Below are 26,367 nucleotides of genomic sequence, written 5' to 3'. Positions count from 1 at the left end.
AGTATGCGGACAAAACCCGACACTGTCACTATACACTTCACCCTTCACGCTGCCGGGGTAACGGCTGCGCCTTGATGCAGCATGAAGGGTTGTGTGTATAAATATTGGGACTGTTACTGCTTCAGCCGTTTTTCGATCGCATCCATCAGCATGCCGGTGATAGACACCGGGAACTCAGCTTCGATTTCACGAATACAGGTCGGGCTGGTCACGTTCACTTCTGTCAGGCGATCGCCAATGATGTCGAGGCCAACGAAGATCAGCCCTTTGGCTTTTAACAGCGGGCCCACGCGGCGGGCAATTTCCCAGTCGCTTTCGGTCAGCGGACGCGGCTCGCCACGGCCACCGGCCGCCAGGTTACCACGGGTTTCGCCACCCTGCGGAATACGCGCCAGGCAGTAAGGCACCGGCTCGCCGTCCACCACCAGCACGCGCTTGTCGCCGTCGACAATCGCCGGAATATAGTTCTGCGCCATGCAGTAGCGGGTACCGTGCTCGGTCAGCGTTTCGGCGATCACCCCCAGGTTTGGGTCACCCTCTTTAACGCGGAAGATTGAGGCACCGCCCATGCCGTCCAGCGGTTTCAGGATGATATCGCCATGTTTCTGCCAGAAGGCTTTCAGCTGCGCTTTATTGCGCGTTACCAGCGTCTCTGGCGTCAGGTCGGAGAACCAGGCGGTGTAGAGCTTCTCGTTACAGTCGCGCAGGCTCTGCGGTTTGTTGACGATCAGGGTGCCTTTCTCTTCTGCGCGCTCCAGGATATAGGTGCAGTAGATGTATTCCGTGTCGAACGGCGGGTCTTTACGCATCAGGATCACGTCAAGTTCGGCAAGCGGCAGATCCTGCTCGGAACCAAACTCGTACCATTTATCGTAATTCTGCTCGACGTTGACGATGCGGGTGCGCGCACGCGCCTCGCCGTTAATCAGGTAGAGGTCGCTCATCTCCATATAGTGGAGCTGATAGCCGCGACGTTGCGCTTCCAGCAGCATAGCGAAGCTGGAATCTTTCTTGATATTAATGCTTGCGATGGGGTCCATCACGATGCCGAGCTTGATCATTGTCTTCTCCGTTAATGCTTCAACCTAAATCACCAAAACGCACCTGCAGGGCAGTGATGGCGGTTAGCGCGGTGGTCTCAGTACGCAGAACGCGGGGTCCCAACAGAATATCAGTAAACTGGTAGCGTGCGGTCATGGCGATCTCATCCGCCGACAGGCCGCCTTCCGGGCCGATCAACAAACGCACGCGCTCAACCGGCAGCGGCAGGGTGTTGATGCTGGCGCTGGCGCGGGGATGAAGGTTGAGCTTCAGACCCTGCTCCTCTTCCGCGCACCAGGCTTCAAGATCCATGGCCGGACGGATCTCCGGGACGCGGTTGCGGCCACACTGCTCACAGGCGGCAATGGCGATTTTTTGCCACTGCTGGAGCTTCTTATTCAGACGTTCAGCATCCAGTTTAACCCCGCAGCGCTCAGAAAAAAGTGGCGTAATGAGGCTTACACCCAGTTCGATCGATTTCTGGATGGTGAATTCCATTTTTTCGCCGCGCGACATCACCTGGCCTAAATGGATATGCAGCGGTGATTCACGATCGTCGATGTCGCTATGCAGGACGCTGACCTGCACGCTTTTTTTATCGGCGCGGATGATTTCGGCGTCAAAAACCTGATTTGATCCATCAAACAGTTGAATCGCCTGGCCTGCACCCATGCGCAGCACGCGGCCAACATGGTTGGCGGCCTCTTCCGAGAGGGCGATTTCACTGCCAGCGGCGATCGGTTCAGGGTGATAAATACGAGGAACACGCATAGTTAAGAAATCCATCAAGAGCTGAGTCCCCCTCACCCCACAGGGGAGAGGGGGAGGGGGACGCTAAGAAACAGTTGCCGCTAGTGTAGGTTAGCTCTTTTGCGCCTGGCAAGCGCGCTGGACGTAAGGGTTGTGATTCCCCTGCACTTTGGCGATGCGCTCGTCTCGTATGCACTCCCAGGCCGTGACCGGATAGAGTTTATCCCAGGCGTTGAAGAGCTGGGTCTGCTGGCGGGAGAGGTTGAGGTGATACCTGTCGCGCATGTAGAAATAGATGCGGGCGATGCTGCCGCGGGCGCGGGCAGGCGGCTCGGCAAGTTTCTCCTTGAAATCGACCTTCATGGCGCACTGGCCATACTGGCCTTCGCCGCCGTTCCACTGGCTGTACATAAAGTTGCCGCGATCGCCATTTACCTCGCCCACGGCGGGTTGCAGGTTATGCATATCGCTCTCTATCTGGCGATAGATCGGGTCTTTGGCGCAGTTTTTACGTCCGCCATCCTGCCAGCACTGACGCTGGTGGCCGAACTGCCAGGCCGGGACCACATGTTCCCATTCGATACGGCTGGCACGGTTCTCATTTTTACGCACTTTGTAGCCGCAGGACTGCAGATCCACGACCCCTTTTTTGCCCTGCCAGTTAATTTTACAGCCGCAGTAAAAATCGCCCGGCACGTCGGCATTAACCTTTACGCCTGCGGCTTTTGCCTGGGAAAAACTGTGGATACCTTCGGCCAGCGCATGGCCTGAGAACGCCGTCGTCAGAAACGCGACCGCGAGAGAGAAATTACGGGACATCGTGAACTCCGTGTCAAAACGAGCCCGCAACGTAACGAAAGTTGTTCCTGTATGCAATCAGGCAGATCATGAATGTTCCTGATTGTTCTGCCGGTTACTCAGCGATAAGGGGTTCACCGCACTTGACGCAGCGGTAGGTGGCTTCACCGCGCACCACCCGATTATGACGACGCACCGTAAGCTGGTGCTGCTGACAGGGGCAGCGATAGGGGAACGTATTGCGCCGAACGGAATCAAGCTCGAACTGGTGGGTTCGGCGAGCCGGTATGCCCAGCACCGCTTCCATCATCCATTTCCACTCTTTGCCGTGCGGTGCCACGCGGCCAAAGTGCTTCCAAACCAGCAGATGCGCCAGTTCATGCGGCACCACCTCGTCAATAAACGCCTGCTGGTTTTCCAGCATTAAAACAGGGTTAAGGCGGATCTCGTACGCATCCAGCCAGGCGGTGCCTGCTGCGGTGCCGCGCTGCTGCCACACCAGTTTAGGTTCAGGGTAGTTCCGGTCGAGTTTCAGATTGGCCTGGGCCAGTTTATCGCGCAGGCTGCGCATAGCGGCTTGCTGAAGCGCAATAGGGAGACGGGGTGTTTTCATAGGAGCAGAGCATAGAGCCTGCGGCGAGGCGGTGCAAGCGGCTTCCTCCGCAGGGGAGGAAGCCGGACGGATTAGTCGTGGGAGCCAATTTCGCGCAGTGGGCGACCTTTCATCAGGTTGCGTTCAATATGTTCCAGCGAAACATGTTTCGTTTCAGGAACCAGCCACAGCGTCAGCACGATAAACAGCAGGTTCAGACCGCCGTACACCCAGAAGGTGTTGGCATTACCCAGCGTATCGAGCATGGTCAGGAAGGTTGCGCCGACAATCATGTTGGCGATCCAGTTGGTGGCGGTGGAGCAGGTAATACCGAAGTCGCGGCCTTTCAGCGGCTGGATCTCAGAACAGAGTACCCAGATCAGCGGGCCCGCGCTCATCGCAAAACCAACAATAAACATCAGCAGCATCCCGACGGCTACATACTGCATCGCGGTGGAATCAATACCCACATGCAGCATTGTACCCAGCACACCCATACCGGCGGCCATCACCAGGAAGCCCAGCGTCAGCGTCGGTTTACGACCCCAGCGATCCACCAGACCGATGGCGATAAAGGTCGCCAGCACGTTGGTCAGGCCGACAATCACGGTGCCCCACATCTGCTGAGTGGTGTTGCTGTAACCCGCCAGCTCAAAGATTTTCGGCGCGTAATACATAATGACGTTCATCCCGGTGAACTGCTGCATGATCTGCAGCAGCACGCCAAGGAACACCGCCCGACGGAAATTGCTGTTCTCTTTAAACAGCGCCCAGCCGCTCTGTTTGACCTGCAGGCTTTCGCGGATCTCTTCCAGCTCACGCTTCGCTTCCGCGCTGGTATCGCGCAGGCGCAGCAGGACGCGCTCCGCATCGTTAAAGCGCCGTTTAGCCGCAAACCAGCGCGGGCTGTCAGGCAGGAAGAAGACGCCAATCAGCAGCAGTACCGCCGGGATAATGATCACGCCCAGCATCCAGCGCCATGCGCCGCTGTAGCTGAAGGCGGTGTCAGAAAGATAGGCGCCAAGAATACCGATAGTGATCATCAGCTGATACATGGAGATCATGCTGCCGCGGATTTTCTCCGGTGCAATCTCAGACAGATACAGCGGCGCGGTATAAGAGGCCACACCCACCGCCAGACCCAGCAGCACACGCGAAGCAATCAGCACTTCCACGTTAGGCGCCGCGGCAGAGAAGAGCGAACCGGCGACAAACAGAATCGCGCCAATCATCAGGCTCTTTTTACGCCCGAGTTTGAAGGAGAGCCAGCCGCTGCCAACTGCCCCAACCGCAGCCCCGAACATCATCGAGCTGACCACCCACTCCTGGGTATGGGAATCGATCTGGAATTCGTCAGTAATGAACGGCAGGGCGCCGGCAATCACGCCGATATCGAGGCCGAAAAGTAATCCTGCCAGTGCTGCGAGGAAGCAGACGAAGAATGTCATCGTCTTGTTGGACGTCCGCCCCTGTTTTTTATTATCAGGCATGAAGCCCTCCAGTTGGTTTTTTGTTTTATGAATGTAAAGTTTTGAATGGGATGCTGTAAAAGTATGTGAGAGGGGCGGGACAGACAAAGAGAGTATTCCGAAAGGGCTGCGTTTTTATCGCGATGTAAGCGATTTCAGGCGGGGCATTCAGGGGGATAAAAAACAAAAAGCCAGCACGAGGCTGGCTTTTTCAGTAAGCGGTCAGTCGATTATTTCAGACCGGCAGCTTCACGCAGCAGAGCGGCTTTGTCGGTTTTTTCCCATGGGAAATGTTCGCGACCAAAGTGACCGTATGCAGCGGTTTCTTTGTAGATTGGGTGCAGCAGATCCAGCATCTGAATCAGACCGTACGGACGCAGGTCGAAGAACTCGCGTACCAGCAGGGTCAGCTGTTCTGAAGGCACTTTTTCAGTACCGAAGGTTTCAACCATGATGGAGGTCGGTTCCGCCACGCCGATAGCGTAGGAGACCTGGATCTCACAGCGGTCTGCCAGGCCAGCAGCCACGATGTTCTTGGCAACATAACGTGCTGCGTAGGCTGCGGAACGGTCAACTTTAGACGGATCCTTACCGGAGAATGCGCCGCCACCGTGACGCGCCATGCCACCGTAAGTATCAACGATGATCTTACGTCCGGTCAGGCCGCAATCGCCCATTGGTCCACCGATAACAAAGCGGCCCGTTGGGTTAATGAAGTATTTGGTGGAACTATTCAGCCATTCGGTTGGCAGAACCGGCTTGATGATCTCTTCCATCACCGCTTCCTGCAGGGATTTCTGCTCGATATCTTCAGCGTGCTGAGTAGAGAGAACCACCGCGTCAATGCCGACAATTTTGCCGTCGTCGTACTGGAAGGTGACCTGGCTTTTCGCATCCGGACGCAGCCACGGCAGGGTGCCGTTTTTACGCACTTCAGCCTGACGCTGCACCAGACGGTGCGCATAGGTGATTGGCGCTGGCATCAGCACGTCGGTTTCGTTGGTAGCGTAGCCAAACATCAGGCCCTGGTCGCCTGCACCCTGTTCCAGCGGATCGGCACGGTCAACGCCCTGGTTGATGTCAGGGGACTGTTTGCCAATGGCGCTCAGGACGGCGCAAGAGTTGGCATCAAAGCCCATATCAGAATGCACATAGCCGATTTCACGTACGGTGTTACGGGTGATCTCTTCGATATCAACCCATGCACTGGTCGTGATTTCACCGCCTACCATCACCATGCCGGTTTTGACATAGGTTTCACACGCTACGCGCGCCTTTGGATCCTGCTCGAGGATCGCATCCAGCACGGCATCGGAAATTTGGTCAGCAATTTTATCAGGATGTCCTTCTGATACAGACTCGGACGTAAACAGGTGTTTTGCCATGTTTTAATTTACCTAAGGAGAATTTGTTTAGCTCAAACTGTCGTGTGGGATAGCCGTGGCAGGTTTTTCCACCAGGACTTGCAGATGGTGACACTGGCAGTCTGAGTGTTAATCGGTATGGATGGATTAACATCTGGATGGCTATTTTAGGTCACTTCTTCGCCCGATTTCCAGCTTTTTTTAAATGTATCCACACGCCCCTGAAAACCCTGCTGGAAATTTTTGCTGACGGTGCGTCAATGCCCGCATTTATATTTTGCATTTTCCGCGTCTTGTCGGTATAAAACGCGGCGCGCGGCTCATACAAAAAAGCACACGACGTTTCTTCGTGTCGCCACTTCCAGCCGGGTAAAGCAGTGAACTTTTAGCTTTAACTTGTCGCGAGCTTCATCGGGCTTGCGTGGAGGTGATACGAGATAATGAACCGTCGTTTTCCGCTAATTCAGTTCTGCCTTTCAGGCCGGAACATGTACCCCGCCATTCGCATTTCTAATCTGCAAACCTGCCGATGTTATACCCATCTCGGCGCTTCTCAGGATTCCCGGGCAGGCACTACGCTTTGTGAAGACTGAACAAGGGCGCTCTTGTTAATACAAGAGTTTTCTCGTGGTTTCGCCGGACCTTGTCATACAGAGTTCGGATACGTGTTTTACAATGATATGAATAAGAAACCGGTCGCACGGCCCGGCTTTCAGCATTCTGTGCTGGAAAACCGGTCGGATAATGGGTTGTTATCGCAGATTGACGCTGCGATAGTAGTCAACTGTTTTACACTTAATAGTAAGAGTTGAGGTTCGCTATGTCTGACGACATGTCTTCGTTTTCGCCTTCGTCAGCGGGCGAACAGGGTGTACTACGTTCTATGCAGGAGGTTGCGATGAGCTCCCAGGAAGCCAGCAAGATGCTGCGCACATACAATATTGCGTGGTGGGGTAACAACTACTACGACGTCAACGAGCTGGGCCACATCAGCGTTTGCCCGGATCCTGACGTACCGGAAGCGCGCGTCGATCTCGCCAAACTGGTAAAAGCACGCGAAGCGCAGGGCCAGCGTCTGCCCGCTCTGTTCTGCTTCCCGCAGATCCTGCAACACCGTCTGCGCTCCATTAACGCCGCCTTTAAGCGCGCGCGTGAATCCTACGGCTATAACGGCGACTACTTCCTGGTTTATCCGATCAAGGTAAACCAGCATCGTCGCGTTATTGAATCCCTGATCCACTCCGGCGAACCGCTGGGTCTGGAAGCCGGTTCCAAAGCGGAACTGATGGCGGTGCTGGCCCATGCCGGCATGACCCGCTCGGTGATCGTCTGTAACGGTTATAAAGACCGTGAATACATTCGTCTGGCGCTGATCGGTGAGAAGATGGGCCACAAGGTCTATCTGGTCATCGAGAAGATGTCTGAGATTAACATTGTGCTGGAAGAGGCCGAGCGTCTGAACGTGGTGCCGCGCCTGGGTGTACGTGCACGTCTGGCCTCCCAGGGCTCCGGCAAGTGGCAGTCCTCCGGCGGTGAAAAATCCAAATTCGGCCTCGCGGCGAACCAGGTTCTGCAGCTGGTGGAGATCATGCGCGAGCGTGGTCGTCTGGACAGCATCCAACTGCTGCACTTCCACCTCGGTTCCCAGATGGCCAACATCCGCGATATCGCCACCGGCGTGCGCGAGTCGGCCCGTTTCTACGTCGAGCTGCACAAGCTGGGCGTGAATATCCAGTGCTTCGACGTGGGCGGCGGCCTGGGCGTGGACTACGAGGGTACTCGCTCCAAGTCTGACTGCTCCGTGAACTACGGCCTGAACGAATATGCGAACAACATCATCTGGGCAATCGGCGATGCCTGCGAAGAGCACTGCCTGCCGCACCCGACGGTGATCACCGAGTCCGGGCGCGCGGTGACCGCGCACCATACGGTGCTGGTCTCCAACATTATTGGCGTTGAGCGCAACGAATACACCGAAGCCACACCGCCTGCTGACGACGCGCCACGCGCCCTGCAGAGTATGTGGGAAACCTGGCAGGAGATGCACGAGCCGGGCACCCGCCGTTCCCTGCGCGAGTGGCTGCACGACAGCCAGATGGACCTGCACGATATTCATATCGGCTATTCATCCGGTACGTTCAGTCTGCAGGAGCGCGCCTGGGCAGAGCAGCTCTATCTGAACATGTGCCACGAAGTGCAGAAACAGCTCGACCCGAGCAACCGTGCGCACCGTCCGATCATCGACGAGTTGCAGGAGCGTATGGCGGACAAAATGTACGTCAACTTCTCGCTGTTCCAGTCGATGCCGGATGCGTGGGGTATCGATCAGCTGTTCCCGGTCCTGCCGCTGGAAGGGCTGAACCAGGTGCCTGAGCGCCGCGCGGTGCTGCTGGATATCACCTGTGACTCCGACGGCGCGATCGATCACTACATTGACGGTGACGGTATCGCCACCACCATGCCAATGCCGGAGTACGATCCGGAGAACCCACCTATGCTGGGCTTCTTTATGGTCGGGGCCTATCAGGAGATCCTGGGCAACATGCACAACCTGTTCGGGGACACCGAAGCGGTTGACGTGTTTGTCTTCCCTGACGGCAATGTGGAAGTGGAGCTCTCTGACGAGGGCGACACCGTGGCGGACATGTTGCAGTACGTGCAGCTCGATCCGAACAAACTGCTGACCCAGTTCCGCGATCAGGTGAAAAAGACCGACCTGGACGATACGTTGCAGAAACAGTTCCTGGAAGAGTTTGAAGCCGGTCTGTACGGTTACACGTATCTGGAAGACGAGTAATGACGGTGCCCGGCGACGTTTGCGTCGCCGGGCTTTTCCTGCCCCAGCCAGTAGATGGCGATCACAATATCCTGCCTCTCAAATGTGAGTTAGATCACCTGAAATCTCCCCAGGTCGTGATCGGCCTCGCTTTTTCTACCGCTCATTGCGCTAACCGCTCTTTTCCTTTTGCCTGACGGATTTACTTCCCGCCCCTGTGCCACCATGCTTTCACTATCGCTTAGTCGTGAGCCAGGCTTGCTATCAACGCCGCGATGCGTGGCGGATTGAGCAGTGTGGCGAAGGAGGAGGGATGTTGTGAGCCGTGCTGAAGCAGCCACGTTTCAAGCTCGCGATTCTGATGAGTAAAGTGCGCCAGCGCCGCGGTGAATTCCGCCCTGACATCCGCTTGCTCGCCATATTTGCGCAGCCACAGTTTTAGCGTCAGCGCCCGGGTGAACGCGCTGTAGATATGGCTATATTTCACCGCCCGGGTTACCCCGGAAAGGAGGATATGCCGGGCTTCGTCGGTGAGCATGCTATCAGGCAGGAGATTAGATGCCCGGCTGTACATATAGTCGGCCAGGAAGCGGCTACGCTGGTCCTCAAGCTCGATAAGCTGACGCTGCTGGTGGCCCAGCTCCGGATCGTCGCTCGGCATCAGCGGTTGAAAAGACTGGGTCCAGCTGGCGCCGCGGGTATCAAGATGAAGCAGATGCAGGGTCTGGTCTAAATCTTCCGGGGGGCGGCTGTGGGATTGCAGCACGCGCCCCAGTAGGGTAGGCGTTTTACAGCTCCATTCGTGGCTGGCGACGAGAATTTCGCTGATGGCGTTAAGGTTCGGCAAGGAGAGAGGGGCGCGGGCGCGTTGCTGTAGCCAGGGAGCGATCAGTTGACGGGGGGCGATCTCTGGCTCGTGGATCAGCCGGGAGAGGCCGGACAAATTAAGCTCGTTAACGGAATCTTCCAGCGTCAGGTCGGGCAGCCACTCCCAGTCGACGCGGACGGTGATGGCCTCTGGCGTACTGTCGAGCTGATTAAGCCAGCTAAGGCGCTGCTGGATTTCGTCAAGCAGATAACAGGGCAGCAGCGTCCAGCCATATTCCAGCCCCCAGAGATCCAGCTCCAGCCATTTCTGGTTATGGCGAATGTTGAGCAGATTGGGATTACCGGCAAAGCCGGGACGGTAATCGAGTTCGGTTGCTTTAACCGAGGCGCGAACGTCGCCGGGCAGGGCCTCCAGCGCTTCCCGCAGCATATGCCGGGGCCAGGTTTTGTCCTGGTAATCGCGTAAAATAAGCTGGCGTCCCAGTTGCCGGATGCCCTTATATAACGCCTTTAGTGCGCTAATCCAGTTTTCGGTGCTGACGTCGGGCGTGGATAACGACAGGCGCAGACCGCGAACGGTGGGCAACGCGGCGAGAATGTGCGGAATGACGTTCTGAAAAAAAGCGTGAATAAAGTGGGATTCGTTATTTTCAGAAAGAAAAAACTCCGGGAATTTTGCTTTTAATTCCTGGCTATTAGGGGTGGCTTCTCCCTGTAACCAAAGCTGCAAATTATGACGTTGAACATAGTCGCCCACTTTGCGTAAATAAATAATGGCATTTTCCTGGGCGATGGTGAGATTAATTAAATCGGCGCCTTTACAATGCGGTGAAGGCGGAGCCAGACGCGCTAATAATGACTGCTGGTGAATAATAATGCCCTGAAAACCATAGCCTGTGGCCAGTCGTACCGCTTTTTCAATAAAAGCCCAGCGCCATATTTCAGGTGAATTAAATTCCATTAACAGGTAAGGCGTCGTTGTATTCATTAAACGCATTCCGCAGCGATAAAAAACGCATGCTAGATGCGATCCCCGCAAAGATCAAACGCCGCTGCTGGCGTAAGAAAAAAAGTGTGAGCCTGCTCGAATGCGCTAAAACGTGTGACATCTGCAGGCCAGATTGTTATGCCCTGACAGGAGGAGTTCCCATGGCGAAAGGTATGAAGGTACAATTACATTTTGAACACTATATCGATGAGGATACCGGCGCTAAAGTTACCCGCTTCACGCCTGTTGATGTTATTTGTCATCGTAATTACTTTTACCAGAAATGTTTTATTGATGGCGGCAGGAAATTAATTTTTGCCGGTGAGTTCGATGTTAACCGCAACTATTATTTGCTGGATCTGGCGACGGGTATAGCAATGCAATTAACGGAAGGCGCGGGCGATAATACCTTTGGCGGCTTTTTATCACCGGATGAAACCTCGCTCTATTATGTAAAAAGCGAACGCAATTTAATGCGGGTAAATCTGTCGACGCTGCAGGAAGAGATCGTTTATCAGGTGCCGGAAGAGTGGGTGGGATATGGCACCTGGGTGGCGAACAGCGCCTGCAATAAGCTTGTCGGCGTGGAGATCCATCGCGACAGCTGGCGGCCAATTAGCGACTGGACCGTCTTCCAGACCTTCTGGGCCGAGCAGCCGCGCTGTCGGGTTATCCGCATCGATCTACATACAGGGGAGAGAACCACGCTGCTGGAGGAGAATCAGTGGCTGGGGCATCCGATTTATCGACCCTTTGATGACAACACCGTGGCCTTCTGCCACGAGGGTCCTTTGGACCGGGTCGATGCCCGTATGTGGCTGATGGATGAAGATGGCAGCAATATTCGTAAAGCCAGACAGCCCGCTCCCGGGGAGAGCTATACCCATGAATTCTGGGTGCCGGATGGCTCGGCGCTGATGTACGTCACCTATGTGAAAAACAGCCCTGTGCGCTATTTATGCCGTATTGATGGTCAGAGCGGTCAGGACGAACGTCTGATGGCGATGCCCCCCTGTTCGCACGTCATGAGTAACGAAGATGGCTCCCTCGCCGTAGGCGACGGTTCCGGCGTGCCCATTGATATCGCCGATAACGCCGGCTATGGCGATACCAGCGATCCCTACCTGTGGTTATTTGATTTGCGGAAAAAGCAAGCCTACAAAATCGCCCGTCACAGCTCATCCTGGCAGGTGCTGGACGGCGATCGCCAGGTGACGCATCCGCACCCCTCGTTTACGCCGGACGAAAAAGCGGTGCTGTTCAGCACGGATAAAGACGGTAAACCGGCGCTCTATCTGGCCGAGATCCCGCCTGAGGTTTTGCAAAACATTAAGGCTTAATAAGGAGCAAACGATGAAGAAACGTAACGCTTGCCTGAGCGCCTCATTATTGCTTGCCTGCTCCTGCCTCGCGGCGGCGCAGGCGGCGGAAATCCGTATCTCCTGGTGGGGAGGAAACAGCCGCCACCAGGCGACCTTGAACGCCATCAAGCTGTTTGAGCAGAAATACCCTGATATCAAGGTGAAGGCCGAATATGCCGGGTGGGAGGGATACCTCTCGCGCCTGACCGTACAGATTGCGGGCGGCAACGAGCCGGATGTCATTCAGACCAACTGGAACTGGCTGCCTATTTTTTCCCGGGACGGCAACGGCTTTTATGATCTCTACAGCCAGAAAGCGGTGCTCGACCTCGGGCAATATGACCCGCAGTCTCTGAGTACCACCACGGTCAACGGCAAGCTGAACGGCATTCCGGTGGCGGTGACGGCGCGCAGCTTCTACTACAACAAGAAATTATGGCAGGAGATGGGCGTCAGCTATCCGCAGAGCTGGCCGGAGCTGATGGCGGCCGGGAAAGCGTTTCAGGCAAAAGACAAAGAGAAATATCCGCTGGTTCTCGACTATATGGAGTCGTTGACGCTGGTACAGTCCTGGATGGTGCAGAAGTACGCGATTCCGGCGATTAATGAGAAAACGGGCAAGTTCAACTATACCCCGCAGCAGTGGGTGGAGTTCTTCCAGCTGTATAAAGATCTTGTCGACAGCCACGTCTTCCCTTCCATGCGGGTACTCTCCTCTTACGGCAAAAGTAATACCTGGGAGATGAAGCCCTGGATCCAGGGAAAATGGGGCGGCATCTATATGTGGAATACGAATGCCGTGATGTATGAAAACAACCTGACCGCGCCCTATAACAAGCTGGAGCTGGGGCCATTCTTTATGCTGCCGGGGGCGAAAGATGCCGGATTATTCTTCAAGCCGACAATGATGTTCAGCGTGGGGAAATCGACGAAGCACCCACAGGAGGCGGCGAAGCTGATCGATTTTTTAATGAACGATCCGCAGGGCGTCAAAGCGATGGGGCTGGAGCGCGGCACGCCGCTGAGTAAAAAGGCCGCGCAGCAGCTGGAAGCAGAGGGAGTGATTCAAAAGGACAATATTACCGTAGCCGGGATCAACGCCTCCCTGGCACTGCCCCATAACATCCCCACCTCGCCCTATTTCGATAACCCGCAGTTTGTCGAGCTTTGGCACAACACCATTGAAAATATCGACCAGGGCACCCTTACGGTAGAGCAGGCGGCGAAAAGCTTCTCCCGTAATGCCGAACGCATCCTGGGCAGAGCAATGCGCTAACCCGACGATACCGGTTCACAGATGATGGGGAAGGATATGATTACCTTTAGCGCAACGCTAACCTGCCGTTATGAAACGCTTTTTTCGCCTTTTACCCCGCAGGACTTTGAGCAGGGGCTGGCGTGGCTGGCGCAAAGCGGCTTCGACGCCGCCGAACTGTGCATCAATGATTATGAAGGCATGGAGGTCTCATGGCTGAAAAAGCGGCTGGATGATTACCGGCTGGGGTGTACGACTATTGCCACGGGCCAGGCCCGCAAGCGCGATGGCCTCTCTTTACTTTCCAGCGACAGGGCGGTGGTTTTGCGTACTCAACAGCGCCTGGCGGAACATATTGACGCCGCCGCGCAGCTGTCGAGCCATGTCACCATAGGCTCATTGCGCGCAACGGACAGGATGCTGAGTAAAACCGAGTATATGCATGCGCTGGCGGAGGCGATGGCGCCGTGCGTGGAGCAGGCGAAGCGGTGCGGCGTGACGCTGGTCCTTGAAGCCCTCAATCGCTATGAAATCGCGCATCTGCACAGCGCGGCGGATATGATGGCGTTTATGAGCTTCTGCGACGCACCGGAAAATGTCGGCGTGTTATGGGATATTTTCCATGCCAATATTGAGGATCGCGATTTCACCGACGCGATAGCCTTGCTGGGCTCCCGGCTGCGGCATGTGCATTTTGCCGACTCTAACCGGGCGTTTCCGGGGTATGGCCATTTGCCGATTGACGACATCTATCTGGCGCTAAAAGCGGCCAACTATCAGGGGGCGGTTTCGCTGGAGTGTTTGTGCCAGCCGTCAACGGCAACGCTGATTAAGGAGGCCGGTCCGCTGATCGACCGGTTGCGTCGCTTATAAGGGGTGAGGTGGGGGATCGTTTTTCCTGACTTGAACCTGCGCAGATTAACGGCGATAATTCTTTTTATTGCCTTTTTCCAATCTAACCCTTCCTCGTCGGGCTAACGACGCGGGAGGGTTTTTTTATAGCGACGAATATGAGGTTTTTGCCATGAGCACCTTAGGTCACCAGTACGACAACTCGTTAGTTTCCAATGCCTTTGGTTTTCTACGCCTTCCGATGAACTTCCAGCCTTACGACAGCGATGCGGACTGGGTGATCACCGGCGTACCATTTGATATGGCGACATCTGGTCGTGCCGGTGGCCGTCATGGCCCGGCGGCCATTCGTCAGGTTTCCACCAACCTCGCCTGGGAGCATAACCGCTTCCCGTGGAACTTCGACATGCGCGAGCGCCTGAACGTCGTGGACTGCGGTGACCTGGTATATGCCTTCGGCGACGCGCGTGAAATGAGTGAAAAACTGCAGGCGCACGCAGAAAAACTGCTGGCTGCCGGCAAGCGCATGCTCTCCTTCGGTGGTGACCACTTCGTGACGCTGCCCCTGCTGCGCGCCCACGCGAAACACTTCGGTAAGATGGCGCTGGTGCATTTCGATGCGCATACCGACACCTACGCGAACGGCTGTGAATTTGACCACGGCACCATGTTCTTCACCGCGCCGAAGGAAGGTCTGATCGATCCGAACCACTCCGTGCAGATCGGTATCCGTACCGAATTCGACAAAGACAACGGCTTCACCGTGCTGGACGCCTGCCAGGTGAACGATCGCGGCGTGGATGACATCATCGCCCAGGTTAAGCAGATCGTCGGTGATATGCCGGTCTACCTGACCTTCGACATCGACTGCCTGGATCCAGCCTTTGCCCCAGGCACCGGCACCCCGGTAATTGGCGGCCTGACCTCAGACCGCGCCATCAAACTGGTGCGCGGCCTGAAGGATCTGAACATCGTCGGTATGGACGTCGTTGAAGTGGCGCCTGCCTATGACCAGTCCGAGATCACTGCGCTGGCCGCAGCGACCCTGGCGCTGGAGATGCTCTACATCCAGGCGGCGAAAAAAGGCGAGTAAGCCTTACGCGCTGAGTGCTGCTGCGCGACGCATGCGCAGCAGCAACATTCCTCCGGCCAGCAGAGTGATAACCTGCGACGCCACCAGCACCGAAAAACCGGAACTGACCGACCCGGCCGATTTCATCACCATCCCCATCAGCAGCGGAATAAACGCCGCGCAGATATTGCCAATCCCATTAATGATCCCGTAGGCGCTGCCCACCGCTTCTCGTGCGGCGTGATGCTGGATCACGGCAGGAATGGCGGCCCCCTGAAGCCCCCAAAAGATATTGGCGGAAAGCATAAACAGCGCCAGCCATACCGGCTGATGGCTGAGCATCAGGGCGACCACTGACAACGCGGTCAACGCGCCGCCCACAACAAAGAGTACCGGAGCCTGGTCCGGGCGCATTTTATCGAGCAGTACACCACCCAGGAACTTTGAACCCAGGCTCAGCAGGAAAGGGATCGCCGCAAGCCAGCCCGTCGCGTGAAGGGAGAAATGGTGTTCATCCCGCAGCCACGCGGGCAGCCAGGCACTGCTTCCCCAGAGATAGCTCAGGGTGGCGATTTCAACCAGTAAAATCCAGCCCAGCAGCGGCGTTTGCCAGGCGAGGGTAAAGGTTTCGACAAATCCTGGTTTTTTCATCTTCACCGCACCACGCGGTGCGGGCAGGAAGCGCCAGATTAACCCGCCACCCAGCAGCAGATTGATTGCCGCCAGCGCATAGAACGAACCCGCCCAGCCCAGATGTGCCATCAGCCAGGTGACGAGCGGAAAGCCCACCGCCAGCCAGAGCGAGACGCCCAGCGCGGTGACGGCGTTGGGTTTGCCTATCTCTTCCGCGCTGAAGTTATCGCTTATAAAGCGCGTTTTCAGGGAAAAGAGCGGACCTTCGGCAATGCCCAATACCAGGCGGGCGATAAGCATCCCCATTAGCGAGCCCAGCAATGGCGAAACAGCGCAGACCAGGGCCCAGATCGCAATGCTGCTTAACAACCCCTGCCGATAATGCAGTTTGCTTTCGATAACCGGTGTTAATAATAAAGCCGAGAATCCATAACCCAGCAGAAAGCAGGTCATTAACATTCCTTGTAACATTCTGTTTTCATTTAACTGAAAATGTTCGGCAAATTCCGGATTTAAAATCATCACCGAAATATTTACCCGGTCAACGTAGGAAATAATAATGAGAAATAACAGTGCAATTGTGCCTTGCCATCTTGCCGTCATATTGCCCGCCTTATGCGTTCGAGAATTTATATTTTTATCAATGTGATTGTCACGGAGCTAAAATGGTTCACCTGTGAAACTCGTTGTTTTAAAAGGTTGTTTTAAAATGTGTTTCACGGGTGAAACCTGTCGATTTTTCTTTGCTTTATTTTTAAGGAAGAAAAAGAAAAGAAGTCAATATTTTTCATTTACTCTTTTAGCTCATCGCTAAAACGTATTCTTTCACGCCTCAATAATGAAAATTTCATATCGCTGCATTTTTTCGTGATCCCTTGCACACTTAGCTTATTAATTGCCGATCAATTAACAAATTCGTCACATTGACGCTTGACGAAACATTCATCGCTTTTATATTGACCGTATTAAATAAGAAACAGAGTTTCATATATGAAACAAAAGCCTGGAGGATCGCGATGAGCTGGATAGGCGTATGTGACGCAGAACAAGTACAGGAAGATTTCCCTTTTAGCGGCAACGTAGAAGGTAAAGAGATCGGCGTTTATTTAATCGACGGCGAATATTACGCGCTGGAAGACGTATGCCCGCACGCCTATGCGCTGCTGAGTCAGGGCTTTGTTGAGGACGGCAAAGTGGAATGTCCGCTGCACGAGGCGGTGTTCGACGTCAAAACCGGCCAGTGCCTGCACGGCCCCGGCGGCCGAAACCTTAACCGCTACCCGGTTCGGGTCTTTGAAAATCAAATCCAGATTACTTTTGTCGAGGAGACCGTGGCATGAGCGACATCCTGAACTTCAACCCGGCGCTGCCCGAAAGCCGCCAGTTTACGCCCCCGGCAGAAGGCGGGAACGGCGCCATTCATAAACCGGGCGAGTACCAGAACATGATCTGGCAGACCCGCAGCCGGGTGCCGGAAAACTGGGAAATGAGCCTTATCGCCACGCTGGAAGATCTCTTTGAGCAGGGCATTGAAACCTTACCGGAGCTGGTGAAGGGGCTGAACGCGGTGCGGATGCACGATCAGCAGGGCGAGCCGTGGAGCGACGCCAGCTTCCAGGCATTCTTACAGGTTAACGGCTACTGAGGACAACGCGATGACGACTACCGTACAAAACTATCTCGATAAAGGTCTGCGCGGCCTCTGGTATCCGGTGCTGGCGAGCTGGGAAGTGCAGTCTGCACCGGTGGGCATTACCCGCCTGGGGGAGCAGATTGTGGTCTGGCGCAACAAAGACGGCCAGGTCCAGGCGCTGGAGGACCGCTGTCCGCACCGCGGCGCGCGCCTGTCGATGGGCTGGAATCTCGGGGACCGCATCGCCTGCTGGTATCACGGCGTGGAAGTGGCAGGCAATGGCGAAGTGAAAGATGTGCCTGCGGTGGACAAATGTCCGCTGGTCGGCCAGCAGTGCGTACGCAGCTATAACGTGCAGGAGGCGCACGGCGCCATCTTCCTGTGGTTCGGCGTCACCGCCGATCAGCAGCCGGACGAACTGACCTTCCCGGATGAACTCGCCGACATGGAAAATTTCAGCAACTTCCTCTGCACCGCCGGGTGGAAATGCAATTACCAGTACGCGCTGGAAAACGTGATGGACCCGATGCACGGCACCTATCTGCACTCCTCCTCGCACTCAATGGCGGAAGGGGACCGCAAGGCCGACATGGTGCTCCAGCCGACCAAAACCGGCTTCATCTTTGAGAAAAAAGGGCAGAGCGGCGTCAACTTCGACTGGGTGGAGCTGGGCAACAGCGGCACCTGCTGGATGCGCCTCTCCATTCCTTACAGGAAGCGTTTCGGGCCGGGCGGCCACTTCTTTATCGTCGGTATGGTGGTACCGGAAGATAACGACAACTGCCGCGTCTTCTTCTGGCGCATCCGCCGCGTGCAGGGCTGGCAGCGCGATATGTGGCGCTTTATGTACCGTAACCGCCTGGAAAAACTGCACTGGGAAGTGCTGGAGCAGGATCGTGTGGTGCTGGAAAGCATGGCGCCAAACGCCCGCGATCATGAATACCTCTACCAGCATGACGTTGGTCTCTCCCGCCTGCGCCGCATGATGCAAAAAGCTGCGAAAGAGCAGCTGGCGATGCGCGACGCGCAGCAGGGAGCCGCCTGATGAACGGGCTGTTGAGCGGAAAACGCATCGTTGTAACCGGTGCCGCGCGCGGGCTGGGCTACCACTTCGCCAGAGCCTGCGCGGAGCAGGGGGCGGCGGTGGTGATGTGCGACATCCTGAAAGGCGAGCTGGCTGAAAGCGCCCACGGGCTGAGCGAACAGGGTTATGCGATCGAATCGCACGTTATCGATCTGGCCGATCCGCATTCCATCGAACAGGTGTTCAGTGCCATTGGCGAGCTGGGGCAGATTGACGGCCTGGTGAATAACGCGGCGATGGCGACCGGCGTCGGCGGCAAAAACATGCTCGATTACGATCCGGATCTCTGGGATCGGGTAATGAGCGTCAACGTCAAAGGCACCTGGCTGGTCACCCGCGCCGCCGTGCCGCTGCTGCGGGAAGGGGCAGGGATTGTGAACGTAGCCTCCGATACCGCCCTGTGGGGCGCGCCGCGCCTGATGGCCTACGTCGCCAGTAAGGGGGCCGTGATTGCCATGACCCGCTCAATGGCGCGGGAGCTAGGTGAAAAGCGTATTCGTATTAACGCCATCGCGCCGGGATTAACCCGCGTTGAGGCGACGGAATATGTGCCCGCCGAACGGCATCAGCTCTATGAAAATGGCCGGGCGTTAACGGGGGCGCAGCAGCCGGAAGATGTCACCGGCAGCGTGGTCTGGCTGTTAAGCGATCTGTCGCGGTTCATCACCGGGCAGCTTATTCCGGTCAACGGCGGTTTTGTCTTTAACTAAGGTAGGGCGATTATGGCAAACGATCAGGAAGTGAAGTATCTGGTGCCGGGGCTGGAGCGCGGTTTACAGCTGCTGTTGGCCTTCGGCGAGCAGCATCGCGATCTGACCTTTGCCGAGCTGCACCGGCTGGTGGATATGCCGAAGGCCACCGCCTACCGCGTGGTGCAGACCCTGGAGTATATGGGCTTTCTGGAGCGCAACACCCGTACCAATACCTTCTCGCTCGGCATGAACGTGCTGCGTCTGGGCTTTGAGTACATCGCCTCGCTGGATGTGGCGCAGGTGGGTCAGCCGGTGATTGAACAACTGCGTGACGTCAGCCAGTGCAGTAGCCATCTGGCGATCCGCGACGGGCGCGACATCATCTACATCGCCCGCGTCAGCGCCGCCGGGTCGCGCATCAATCAGGTCAGCATTGGCACCCGTCTGCCGGTGCACTGCACCTCGCTCGGCCGCATGCTGTTGACCGATATTTCCCGCGCCGATTTCGAACAGCTGTTCCCGCAGGAGCGCCTGCCGGGCAACACGCCGGGTCAGCTTCACGACCGTGAAGCCCTGTGGCAAATGGTGCAGCAGGATAAAGCCCGCGGATACGTGATCGGTGAATCCTTCTTCCGCCACGGTATCTCCTCCATCGTTTATCCGGTGTTTGACCGAAGCCATCGCGTGGCGGCGGTAGTGAGCATTCTGGTGCCGTCGGAAGAGATCCCACAAGCCGACCGCGAGCGACTGCAAAACGAGGTTCGTCTGGCGGCGGACAAAATTTCTGGCTTCTTAGGGTATTTATCACAGGCCAGTTAAATCAGTGAGTTAACGTCAGGCGCTTCACTGCGTCGGGCATGTTTTACGCCCAATTTGGGCCAGATGAGGCAACGAACGATGAGTGTAACCGGAATTGAAAAGCTGGAATTTGGCGTTGAGAACCTGACGCACTGCGCCAAATTTATGCGTGATTTTGGCCTGACGGGCGATGCCAGCGGCCAGCGTTTTACCACCCTGAGCGGCGCGCGCGTGGAGCTTAACCCGATCGACAGCCCCGATCTGCCCCCGGCGTTTGAAGCGGGTAACACCCTGCGCCGCATGACCTGGGGAGTGGCGACCCAGAACGATCTGGACGCACTGCGCTCGAAGCTTGCGCAGCAGCCCGGCTTTCGCGAAGTGGGCGACGCGCTGGAATGCCTTGACCCGAACGGCATGACCCTGCGCGTGCAGGTCAGCCAGCAGACCGACGTGGAGCTGAACGTCGAGCCGATCAACCAGTGGGGCGATGCCCGCCGGATTGACACCCCCAGCCCGGTTTACGATCGCGCCCAGCCCATCAACGTCGGCCACGTGGTGTTTTTCGTGGAGGAGCTGGCGGCGGTGGAGAAATTCTACCGCGAGGTGCTCGGTTTCCAGGTCTCTGACCGCTACATCAACCGCGCCGTATTCCTGCGCTGCGGCGTACGTGGGGGGCATCACAACCTGTTCCTGCTGCAATTGCCGAACCGTAAGCGCGGCCTGAACCACGTGGCCTTTACCGTGCGCGATATCCACGAGGTGATCGGCGGTGGTATCGCGATGAATAAAAATGAATGGAGCACCTTTATCGGGCCGGGCCGCCATCCGGTCTCGTCGGCCTACTTCTGGTACGTCAATAGCCCGACCGGCGGCGCGTTTGAGTACTACACCAACGACGACTACCTGACCGAAAACTGGCAGCCGCGCGAGCTGGAGCACTCGCTGGTCTCCTTTACCGAATGGGCGGTGGAAGGCGGGATCGATCACGACACGCGCCGTCAGCAGAAAAAAACGGAGGCGGTATGACGTCGCGCATTGTCATTATCGGTGGCGGCCAGGCGGGGGGCTGGGCGGCTAAAACCCTGCGTGACGAGGGTTTCGACGGCGAGATTTGCGTGGTGGCGGAAGAGGAATGGGATTTCTACGAACGGCCACCGCTGTCGAAAGCGGCTCTTTTGCAACCAGAGGCGGCGTTTCCGCGACTCTTTTCCGAAGAGGCGCAGCAGGCGCTGAACCTGACCTGGTATCGTCCGTTGCGGGCTGAATCCATTGATCGTGAAGCGAAAGCGGTTGTTTTAAGCAACGGCGAACGCCTTAGTTACAACATGCTTTTACTGGCCACCGGAGGGCGGGCGCGCCTGCCGGGTGAGGCCTGGGCGGCGCACCCGCAGGTCTACACCCTGCGCCACTGGCAGGACGCGCAGCGTCTGAAAAGCCGTCTGGCGGAGAGCCGCACCCTGGCTATCGTTGGCGGCGGCTGGATCGGTCTTGAGATTGCCGCTTCCGCGCGCAGCAGCGGCGTGGCGGTCACGCTGTTCGAGCAGCAGCCCGCACTCTGCATGCGCTCGGTGAGTGGCGAGGTTTCGCAGCGCTTAGAGGCCATTCACCGCGAGCAGGGTGTGGCGATCCGCACCGGCTGCGGCGCGCTGGAGCTGGAAGACGATAACGGTCTGCCGGTCATCCACTGCGACGGCCAGCGTAAAACCTTTGATGCGGTGGTGGTGGGGATCGGTGTCGATCTCAACCTGGAACTGGCGCGTAACGCCGGGCTTAAAACCGAACGCGGGATCGTGGTGGATGCCCAGGGACGCACCGCAGATCCGTTCATCTTTGCCGCCGGGGATGTGGCCCAGCATCATCACTACGGCCTGTGCATCCAGTCCTGGGCCTTTGCCCAGAATCAGGCGGTGGCGACGGCGAAAGCAATGCTCAACCCCGATGCGTCAGGTTACGACGACGCGCCGTGGCTCTGGTCAGATCAATATCAGCACAATATTCAGATCCTCGGTATTCCGCAGCCGGGCAGCAGCACGATAGTGCGGGACGATTCGCTGTTCTTCTCGCTCGACGCGAACGGGCGGCTGACGCAGCTGGTGGCGTTCAACGATGCGCGCACCGTCAAGCTGGCGAAGCGCTGGATGGCGGCGGGAAGGGATCTGTCAGACGTACCGCTCAGCGACCCGACCTTTTCACTGATGTCATTGCGATAGCTAACCCGCACCCGTAGGGGGAGATATGACCACATTAGAGACCAACACCGCGCCCGTTGAGGCGAGCGGTGAGGGAACCCGCACGCCTGAAAAAGCGGTGCGCTGGGCCATCCCGCTGGCGCTGCTGGCCTGCGTGCTGCTGGCGTTTTTCGACAAAATCAGCATTGCGGCGCTGTTTTCTGACGGCCATTTCCAGCAGGCGATGGGCATCGATTTCGACACCACGCGCCTCGGCATTCTGATGAGCGCCTTCCTGCTGAGCTACGGCTTTTCATCGGTCTTTTTAAGCGGGCTGGGGGACAAAATCGCCCCGCTGCGCCTGCTCACCGGGATGATGGTGATCTGGTGCGTGCTGATGGTGGCGATGGGCTTTACCCATAACTACACGCTGATGATTGTCCTGCGCATCCTGCTGGGGGTAGCAGAAGGGCCGCTCTTCCCGCTGGCCTTCGCCATTGTGCGCCACAACTTCCCGCAGCATCTGCAGGCGCGCGCCACCATGCTGTGGCTGCTGGGCACCCCGGTGGGGGCGGCGATTGGCTTCCCGCTCTCCCTCTGGTTGCTGAATACCTTCGGCTGGCAGAGCACCTTCTTCGTGATGGCGATGCTGACCGTGCCGGTGCTTATTTTTGTGCGCATCGGTCTGCGGGGGATCCGTCTGGATGCGAAACCGGCCACTACTCAGGCGTCGCAGGATGAGCGTCGCGCGGCCCGGCGCGAGCTGTTCGTCAGTCCGCACTTCTGGATCATCTGCATCTTTAACATCGCCTTCCTGACCTACCTGTGGGGTATCAACGGCTGGCTGCCGGGCTACCTGATCAAGGGGAAGGGCATTCATCTGGAGCATGCGGGCTGGCTGTCGTCGATGCCGTTTATCGCCATGCTGGCAGGCGAGGTGATTGGCGCATGGCTCTCGGACCGGGTCGATAAGCGCGCCGCGGCCTGCTTTATCTCCATGGCGGGGGCGGCGGTGGGGCTGGCAGCGGTCATGCACCTCGACACCCCGCTGACCATCATCGCGGCGATGAGCTTCAGTACCTTTATGTGGGGCACCGGGGCGCCCAACATTTTCGCCCTGCTGGCAAAGGCCACCCATCCACGGGTGAGTGCTACGGCGGGCGGCATCTTCAACGGGCTGGGAAACTTTGCGGGCGCGCTGTCGCCGGCGGTGATGGGCGCGCTTATCGCCTTCACCCACAGCATGGATTCCGGGCTGATTTTTCTGGCGGTGATGGCGGCGGTGGGCTGCGTCCTGTTACTGCCGCTGCTGAGACGTTACTGAGGAGAGTGTCATGACTGATTCAACCATAACCAACAAATCTGGCATCAAACCTGACCACCTGACGATGGAAGAGTGGGTCGAGTCGCGCATCGCGCGCTTCGAAGGGCGTAAATATGACTGGAACGCCCTGAAGTTCCAGGCCGATTTTGATCCGAAATACCGCCGGGCGCAGATGCGCTACATCGGCACCGGTGCCACCGGCGTGGCGAACGACACCAACACCGTGCAGGCGGATCACTTTACCTTCTCCACCATGGTACTGCCGTCGAAGTGCGAAGGGCCGCTGCACCTGCATGACGATGTGGAAGAGGTCTTCTTCATGCTGAAAGGCCAGATCACGCTGATGATCCAGGATGGCGACAACTACACCGAAACCGTGCTGCGCGAGCGTGACCTCATCTCCGTCCCGCCGGGTATCTATCGTGGGCTGTTCAACCACGGCGAAGAAGAGGCGCTGATGTGCGTCATGCTGGGCACTAACAAGCCGGAAATCCCGACCTACCCGGCCGATCATCCGCTCTCAAAAGTGAAGCGGAACTAAGGGGTGCACGATGACGGAATTTCGTGAACAGGGATGCGGCATTCCGCTGATGTTGCTGCACGGCATCAGCTCCGGCGCCGCCTCCTGGCATAAGCAGATGGCGCTGGACGGTTTTCGGGTGCTGGCGTGGGACATGCCCGGCTATGGCGAAAGCCCGATGCTGGCAGCTGAACGGGCAAACGCCGGAGATTACGCCGACGCGCTGGCGGCGATGCTCGATCGGGCGGGCGTCTGGCAGGCGGTGCTGGTAGGGCACTCTCTGGGGGCGCTGGTCGCCAGTGCTTTTGCGGCGAAGTTCCCGGAACGCGTTATCCATCTGGTGCTGGCGGATGCCGCGCAGGGCTACGGCCAGGCCGCGCCGGAGCAGCGCGAGCAGGTCTGGCGCAACCGCGAGCAACAGATGGCACTGGGCGGCGAAATCCTCGCCCAGACCCGCGCCGCGAAGCTGCTGCGCCCTGGCGCGCGCGCGGAGGATATTGCCACCGTGGCGTCAGGGATGCGCAAGCTGCGCCCGGAGGGCTACCTGGCCGCCGCGTGGATGCTGGCATATGACGACATCCATGCCTGGCTTAAGCGCTACCCGGGCGATTTTGAAGTCTGGTGCGGCGAGCAGGATGCGATTACGCAGCCGGAGTTGGTGCAGGGGCTGGCGCTGCGATACGGGTTGCCGTTTATCGCCATTCCCCAGGCCGGTCACGCCAGCTATCTCGATAACGACGCGTTTTTTAACCAACAGCTTTTACGCATTAACGAAGAGGTGCGCGATGAATGCACAAATTGATGGGCGCATAGCGGTCGTCACCGGCGGTTCTTCTGGCATTGGCTTTGAAACGCTGCGCCTGCTGCTGGGCGAGGGGGCTAAAGTGGCCTTCTGTGGCCGCGATCCGGATCGCCTCGCCAGCGCCCATGCCGCGCTGCATAACGAATACCCCGACGGGGAGGTTTTCTCTTATCGATGCGACGTGCTGAACGCTGACGAGATGCAGGCCTTTGCGGATGCCGTTCAGGCGCGCTTTGGTGCGGCGGATATGCTGATCAACAACGCCGGGCAGGGCTACGTGGCGCACTTCCAGGATACGCCGCGCGAGGCGTGGCTGCACGAGGCCGAGCTGAAGCTGTTCGGAGTGATCAATCCGGTGCAGGCGTTTCAGCCGCTGCTGGAGCAGTCCGACATCGCCTCCATCACCTGCGTCAACTCGCTACTGGCGCTGCAGCCGGAGGAGCACATGATTGCCACCTCTGCCGCCCGTGCCGCGCTGCTGAATATGACGCTGACACTCTCGAAAGAGTTGGTGGGGAAAGGCATTCGGGTGAATTCCATCTTGCTCGGCATGGTGGAGTCCGGCCAGTGGCAGCGCCGCTTTGAAAACCGTACAGACAAAAGCCAGAGCTGGCCGGAGTGGACGGCAGAGATCGCGCGCAAACGCGGCATCCCGATGGCGCGCCTCGGCAAGCCGCAGGAGCCCGCGCAGGCGCTGCTGTTCCTCGCCTCGCCGCTGGCCTCGTTTACCACCGGCGCCGCGCTGGACGTTTCCGGCGGCTTCTGCCGCCATCTGTAAGGACGCATCATGAAAAAGATCATGTTAATTGGGTTCGGCGCCATGGCGCAGGCGGTGATCGAGCGCCTGCCTGCCGGTGTCGCTATCGGCTGGATCGTGGCGCGCGCGTCTCATCACGCGGCGATTCGCCAGCAGTTTGGTGATGCGGTGGTGGCGCTGACCTCGCCGCTGGAGTGCGCTGAAGCGCCCGATCTGGTGCTGGAGTGCGCCAGCCAGCAGGCGGTGGCGCAGTACGGCGAGGATATTTTGCATCGCGGCTGGCATCTGGCGGTGATCTCCACCGGCGCACTGGCAGATAGCGCGCTGGAGCAGCGCCTGCTCAACGCGGGCGGCAAACTGACGCTGCTCTCCGGCGCGGTGGCCGGCATCGACGGGCTGGCGGCGGCGAAAGAGGGCGGGCTTGAGCGCGTGACCTATCAGTCGCGTAAAAGCCCGGCCAGTTGGCGCGGCAGCTACGCCGAACAGCTTATCGATCTTAATTCGGTGTCAGTGGCGCAGGTCTTTTTCGAAGGCAGCGCCCGGGAGGCGGCACGACTGTTCCCGGCCAACGCCAACGTGGCGGCGACCGTGGCGCTCGGCGGCGTGGGGATGGATGAGACCCGCGTACAGCTGATGGTCGACCCGGCCACGAAACGCAATACCCACACGCTGCACGTCGAAGGCGTGTTTGGCGAGTTCCATCTTGAGCTGAGCGGGCTGCCGCTTGCCTCTAACCCGAAAACCTCCACCCTGGCGGCACTGAGCGCGGTCCGCGCCTGCCGCGAGCTGGCCCTGAGCTGAGGAGTGACG

Annotated in this window: 27 protein-coding genes; 19 read left to right on the top strand and 8 right to left on the bottom strand. The window is 57.7% G+C overall.

Annotated elements, in window-relative coordinates; translation table 11 throughout:
* Nucleotides 1-113: 113 nt before the first annotated feature.
* From gshB to metK, 6 genes are all read right to left on the bottom strand, one after another.
* Entirely contained in the window at nucleotides 114-1,061 is a 948-nt protein-coding gene (gene gshB, locus B3X29_RS10375; protein WP_114316823.1) for a glutathione synthase, read from the bottom strand.
* A gap of 19 nt (nucleotides 1,062-1,080) precedes the next feature.
* The gene (gene rsmE / locus B3X29_RS10370) at nucleotides 1,081-1,812 is read right to left on the bottom strand and encodes a 16S rRNA (uracil(1498)-N(3))-methyltransferase (protein ID WP_156655212.1); all 732 of its coding nucleotides are present in this window, start codon (nucleotides 1,810-1,812) and stop codon (nucleotides 1,081-1,083) included.
* A gap of 90 nt (nucleotides 1,813-1,902) precedes the next feature.
* Nucleotides 1,903-2,610: a deoxyribonuclease I gene (endA, locus tag B3X29_RS10365; RefSeq protein WP_103176920.1), complete on the bottom strand. Its 708-nt coding sequence runs from the start codon at nucleotides 2,608-2,610 to the stop codon at nucleotides 1,903-1,905.
* A gap of 94 nt (nucleotides 2,611-2,704) precedes the next feature.
* Entirely contained in the window at nucleotides 2,705-3,202 is a 498-nt protein-coding gene (locus tag B3X29_RS10360) for a SprT family zinc-dependent metalloprotease (protein ID WP_159339850.1), read from the bottom strand.
* Nucleotides 3,203-3,273: 71 nt separating this feature from the next.
* The gene (locus B3X29_RS10355; RefSeq protein WP_103176918.1) at nucleotides 3,274-4,671 is read right to left on the bottom strand and encodes a sugar porter family MFS transporter; all 1,398 of its coding nucleotides are present in this window, start codon (nucleotides 4,669-4,671) and stop codon (nucleotides 3,274-3,276) included.
* A gap of 209 nt (nucleotides 4,672-4,880) precedes the next feature.
* The gene (gene metK / locus B3X29_RS10350) at nucleotides 4,881-6,035 is read right to left on the bottom strand and encodes a methionine adenosyltransferase (protein ID WP_103176917.1); all 1,155 of its coding nucleotides are present in this window, start codon (nucleotides 6,033-6,035) and stop codon (nucleotides 4,881-4,883) included.
* 419 nt (nucleotides 6,036-6,454) lie between these two features.
* On the opposite strand from metK, the gene B3X29_RS22650 reads away from it, so the two are divergent.
* The 3 genes from B3X29_RS22650 to speA all read left to right on the top strand — a co-directional run bounded on the left by B3X29_RS22650 (nucleotide 6,455) and on the right by speA (nucleotide 8,811).
* Nucleotides 6,455-6,607 carry a hypothetical protein gene (locus B3X29_RS22650; protein WP_418936642.1) on the top strand — a complete coding sequence of 51 codons (153 nt, stop codon included), beginning with the start codon at nucleotides 6,455-6,457 and terminating at the stop codon, nucleotides 6,605-6,607.
* 87 nt (nucleotides 6,608-6,694) lie between these two features.
* A complete protein-coding gene (gene yqgB / locus B3X29_RS10340) occupies nucleotides 6,695-6,826 on the top strand; it encodes an acid stress response protein YqgB (RefSeq protein WP_139156299.1) in 132 nt (43 codons plus the stop codon).
* 8 nt (nucleotides 6,827-6,834) lie between these two features.
* Nucleotides 6,835-8,811: a biosynthetic arginine decarboxylase gene (gene speA / locus B3X29_RS10335; protein ID WP_159339848.1), complete on the top strand. Its 1,977-nt coding sequence runs from the start codon at nucleotides 6,835-6,837 to the stop codon at nucleotides 8,809-8,811.
* Between the two features lie 220 nt (nucleotides 8,812-9,031).
* Here speA and B3X29_RS10330 read toward each other — a convergent pair whose 3' ends face one another.
* Nucleotides 9,032-10,606, bottom strand: a complete 1,575-nt coding sequence (locus B3X29_RS10330) for a hypothetical protein (RefSeq protein WP_103791339.1) — start codon at nucleotides 10,604-10,606, stop codon at nucleotides 9,032-9,034.
* Between the two features lie 161 nt (nucleotides 10,607-10,767).
* Here B3X29_RS10330 and B3X29_RS10325 point away from each other — a divergent pair, with 161 nt between their 5' ends.
* The 4 genes from B3X29_RS10325 (at nucleotide 10,768) to speB (ending at nucleotide 15,167) form a co-directional block, all read left to right on the top strand.
* Nucleotides 10,768-11,946 carry an oligogalacturonate lyase family protein gene (locus tag B3X29_RS10325; protein WP_159339847.1) on the top strand — a complete coding sequence of 393 codons (1,179 nt, stop codon included), beginning with the start codon at nucleotides 10,768-10,770 and terminating at the stop codon, nucleotides 11,944-11,946.
* Nucleotides 11,947-11,959: 13 nt separating this feature from the next.
* Nucleotides 11,960-13,243, top strand: a complete 1,284-nt coding sequence (locus tag B3X29_RS10320) for an ABC transporter substrate-binding protein (RefSeq protein ID WP_103176912.1) — start codon at nucleotides 11,960-11,962, stop codon at nucleotides 13,241-13,243.
* A gap of 36 nt (nucleotides 13,244-13,279) precedes the next feature.
* The gene (locus B3X29_RS10315; protein ID WP_159339846.1) at nucleotides 13,280-14,095 is read left to right on the top strand and encodes a sugar phosphate isomerase/epimerase family protein; all 816 of its coding nucleotides are present in this window, start codon (nucleotides 13,280-13,282) and stop codon (nucleotides 14,093-14,095) included.
* Between the two features lie 151 nt (nucleotides 14,096-14,246).
* Nucleotides 14,247-15,167 carry an agmatinase gene (gene speB, locus B3X29_RS10310; RefSeq protein WP_058608614.1) on the top strand — a complete coding sequence of 307 codons (921 nt, stop codon included), beginning with the start codon at nucleotides 14,247-14,249 and terminating at the stop codon, nucleotides 15,165-15,167.
* A 3-nt stretch (nucleotides 15,168-15,170) separates the two neighbouring features.
* On the opposite strand, the gene B3X29_RS10305 is transcribed toward speB, so the two are convergent.
* Nucleotides 15,171-16,382 carry an MFS transporter gene (locus B3X29_RS10305; RefSeq protein ID WP_290531445.1) on the bottom strand — a complete coding sequence of 404 codons (1,212 nt, stop codon included), beginning with the start codon at nucleotides 16,380-16,382 and terminating at the stop codon, nucleotides 15,171-15,173.
* A 413-nt stretch (nucleotides 16,383-16,795) separates the two neighbouring features.
* On the opposite strand from B3X29_RS10305, the gene B3X29_RS10300 reads away from it, so the two are divergent.
* From B3X29_RS10300 to B3X29_RS10245, 12 genes are all read left to right on the top strand, one after another.
* Complete coding sequence (locus tag B3X29_RS10300; protein WP_013098654.1) at nucleotides 16,796-17,119, top strand: Rieske (2Fe-2S) protein; 324 nt, start codon at nucleotides 16,796-16,798, stop codon at nucleotides 17,117-17,119.
* The gene (locus tag B3X29_RS10295; RefSeq protein ID WP_159339844.1) at nucleotides 17,116-17,424 is read left to right on the top strand and encodes a recombinase-like helix-turn-helix domain-containing protein; all 309 of its coding nucleotides are present in this window, start codon (nucleotides 17,116-17,118) and stop codon (nucleotides 17,422-17,424) included. The genes B3X29_RS10300 and B3X29_RS10295 overlap by 4 nt, the downstream gene beginning before the upstream one ends.
* 10 nt (nucleotides 17,425-17,434) lie before the next feature.
* A complete protein-coding gene (locus B3X29_RS10290; protein WP_103176908.1) occupies nucleotides 17,435-18,457 on the top strand; it encodes an aromatic ring-hydroxylating oxygenase subunit alpha in 1,023 nt (340 codons plus the stop codon).
* On the top strand, nucleotides 18,457-19,206 hold the full coding sequence (locus tag B3X29_RS10285; protein ID WP_156655206.1) for an SDR family oxidoreductase: 750 nt from the start codon (nucleotides 18,457-18,459) through the stop codon (nucleotides 19,204-19,206). Before B3X29_RS10290 ends, B3X29_RS10285 begins: the two co-directional genes overlap by 1 nt.
* Before the next feature lie 12 nt (nucleotides 19,207-19,218).
* Complete coding sequence (locus B3X29_RS10280; RefSeq protein ID WP_156655205.1) at nucleotides 19,219-20,007, top strand: IclR family transcriptional regulator; 789 nt, start codon at nucleotides 19,219-19,221, stop codon at nucleotides 20,005-20,007.
* A 78-nt stretch (nucleotides 20,008-20,085) separates the two neighbouring features.
* Nucleotides 20,086-21,012, top strand: coding sequence for a VOC family protein (locus B3X29_RS10275; protein ID WP_156655204.1), 927 nt, complete (start codon nucleotides 20,086-20,088; stop codon nucleotides 21,010-21,012).
* Nucleotides 21,009-22,196 carry an NAD(P)/FAD-dependent oxidoreductase gene (locus B3X29_RS10270; protein ID WP_159339843.1) on the top strand — a complete coding sequence of 396 codons (1,188 nt, stop codon included), beginning with the start codon at nucleotides 21,009-21,011 and terminating at the stop codon, nucleotides 22,194-22,196. The genes B3X29_RS10275 and B3X29_RS10270 overlap by 4 nt, the downstream gene beginning before the upstream one ends.
* Before the next feature lie 25 nt (nucleotides 22,197-22,221).
* On the top strand, nucleotides 22,222-23,478 hold the full coding sequence (locus tag B3X29_RS10265) for an MFS transporter (protein WP_114316837.1): 1,257 nt from the start codon (nucleotides 22,222-22,224) through the stop codon (nucleotides 23,476-23,478).
* 10 nt (nucleotides 23,479-23,488) lie between these two features.
* Nucleotides 23,489-24,019, top strand: coding sequence for a cupin domain-containing protein (locus B3X29_RS10260; RefSeq protein ID WP_103176904.1), 531 nt, complete (start codon nucleotides 23,489-23,491; stop codon nucleotides 24,017-24,019).
* Between the two features lie 10 nt (nucleotides 24,020-24,029).
* A complete protein-coding gene (locus B3X29_RS10255; RefSeq protein WP_156655202.1) occupies nucleotides 24,030-24,800 on the top strand; it encodes an alpha/beta fold hydrolase in 771 nt (256 codons plus the stop codon).
* Nucleotides 24,784-25,578, top strand: coding sequence for an SDR family oxidoreductase (locus B3X29_RS10250; RefSeq protein ID WP_103176902.1), 795 nt, complete (start codon nucleotides 24,784-24,786; stop codon nucleotides 25,576-25,578). The genes B3X29_RS10255 and B3X29_RS10250 overlap by 17 nt, the downstream gene beginning before the upstream one ends.
* A gap of 9 nt (nucleotides 25,579-25,587) precedes the next feature.
* The gene (locus tag B3X29_RS10245; RefSeq protein ID WP_156655201.1) at nucleotides 25,588-26,358 is read left to right on the top strand and encodes an aspartate dehydrogenase; all 771 of its coding nucleotides are present in this window, start codon (nucleotides 25,588-25,590) and stop codon (nucleotides 26,356-26,358) included.
* The last annotated feature ends 9 nt before the right edge of the window (nucleotides 26,359-26,367 follow it).

It is taken from the genome of Leclercia sp. UBA5076 (assembly GCF_002416465.1).
In the GTDB taxonomy this organism is placed as follows: Bacteria; Pseudomonadota; Gammaproteobacteria; order Enterobacterales; family Enterobacteriaceae; genus Enterobacter.
The sequence above is the reverse complement of the archived record's forward strand: the minus strand, read 5'-3'. Positions and strand labels throughout refer to the sequence as shown.

Bases quoted from the DNA above. Each gene is read 5' to 3' on its own strand.
- B3X29_RS10270 (WP_159339843.1), top strand. From the start codon at position 21,009: ATGACGTCGCGCATTGTCATTATCGGTGGCGGCCAGGCGGGGGGCTGG.
- B3X29_RS10300 (WP_013098654.1), top strand. From the start codon at position 16,796: ATGAGCTGGATAGGCGTATGTGACGCAGAACAAGTACAGGAAGATTTC.
- B3X29_RS22650 (WP_418936642.1), top strand. From the start codon at position 6,455: ATGAACCGTCGTTTTCCGCTAATTCAGTTCTGCCTTTCAGGCCGGAAC.
- rsmE (WP_156655212.1), bottom strand. From the start codon at position 1,812: ATGCGTGTTCCTCGTATTTATCACCCTGAACCGATCGCCGCTGGCAGT.
- B3X29_RS10285 (WP_156655206.1), top strand. From the start codon at position 18,457: ATGAACGGGCTGTTGAGCGGAAAACGCATCGTTGTAACCGGTGCCGCG.
- B3X29_RS10315 (WP_159339846.1), top strand. From the start codon at position 13,280: ATGATTACCTTTAGCGCAACGCTAACCTGCCGTTATGAAACGCTTTTT.
- speA (WP_159339848.1), top strand. From the start codon at position 6,835: ATGTCTGACGACATGTCTTCGTTTTCGCCTTCGTCAGCGGGCGAACAG.
- B3X29_RS10330 (WP_103791339.1), bottom strand. From the start codon at position 10,606: ATGAATACAACGACGCCTTACCTGTTAATGGAATTTAATTCACCTGAA.
- B3X29_RS10255 (WP_156655202.1), top strand. From the start codon at position 24,030: ATGACGGAATTTCGTGAACAGGGATGCGGCATTCCGCTGATGTTGCTG.
- endA (WP_103176920.1), bottom strand. From the start codon at position 2,610: ATGTCCCGTAATTTCTCTCTCGCGGTCGCGTTTCTGACGACGGCGTTC.
- B3X29_RS10260 (WP_103176904.1), top strand. From the start codon at position 23,489: ATGACTGATTCAACCATAACCAACAAATCTGGCATCAAACCTGACCAC.
- B3X29_RS10250 (WP_103176902.1), top strand. From the start codon at position 24,784: ATGAATGCACAAATTGATGGGCGCATAGCGGTCGTCACCGGCGGTTCT.
- B3X29_RS10265 (WP_114316837.1), top strand. From the start codon at position 22,222: ATGACCACATTAGAGACCAACACCGCGCCCGTTGAGGCGAGCGGTGAG.
- B3X29_RS10275 (WP_156655204.1), top strand. From the start codon at position 20,086: ATGAGTGTAACCGGAATTGAAAAGCTGGAATTTGGCGTTGAGAACCTG.
- B3X29_RS10320 (WP_103176912.1), top strand. From the start codon at position 11,960: ATGAAGAAACGTAACGCTTGCCTGAGCGCCTCATTATTGCTTGCCTGC.
- B3X29_RS10360 (WP_159339850.1), bottom strand. From the start codon at position 3,202: ATGAAAACACCCCGTCTCCCTATTGCGCTTCAGCAAGCCGCTATGCGC.
- B3X29_RS10280 (WP_156655205.1), top strand. From the start codon at position 19,219: ATGGCAAACGATCAGGAAGTGAAGTATCTGGTGCCGGGGCTGGAGCGC.
- B3X29_RS10325 (WP_159339847.1), top strand. From the start codon at position 10,768: ATGGCGAAAGGTATGAAGGTACAATTACATTTTGAACACTATATCGAT.
- speB (WP_058608614.1), top strand. From the start codon at position 14,247: ATGAGCACCTTAGGTCACCAGTACGACAACTCGTTAGTTTCCAATGCC.
- B3X29_RS10305 (WP_290531445.1), bottom strand. From the start codon at position 16,382: ATGACGGCAAGATGGCAAGGCACAATTGCACTGTTATTTCTCATTATT.
- B3X29_RS10245 (WP_156655201.1), top strand. From the start codon at position 25,588: ATGAAAAAGATCATGTTAATTGGGTTCGGCGCCATGGCGCAGGCGGTG.
- gshB (WP_114316823.1), bottom strand. From the start codon at position 1,061: ATGATCAAGCTCGGCATCGTGATGGACCCCATCGCAAGCATTAATATC.
- yqgB (WP_139156299.1), top strand. From the start codon at position 6,695: ATGAATAAGAAACCGGTCGCACGGCCCGGCTTTCAGCATTCTGTGCTG.
- metK (WP_103176917.1), bottom strand. From the start codon at position 6,035: ATGGCAAAACACCTGTTTACGTCCGAGTCTGTATCAGAAGGACATCCT.
- B3X29_RS10355 (WP_103176918.1), bottom strand. From the start codon at position 4,671: ATGCCTGATAATAAAAAACAGGGGCGGACGTCCAACAAGACGATGACA.
- B3X29_RS10295 (WP_159339844.1), top strand. From the start codon at position 17,116: ATGAGCGACATCCTGAACTTCAACCCGGCGCTGCCCGAAAGCCGCCAG.
- B3X29_RS10290 (WP_103176908.1), top strand. From the start codon at position 17,435: ATGACGACTACCGTACAAAACTATCTCGATAAAGGTCTGCGCGGCCTC.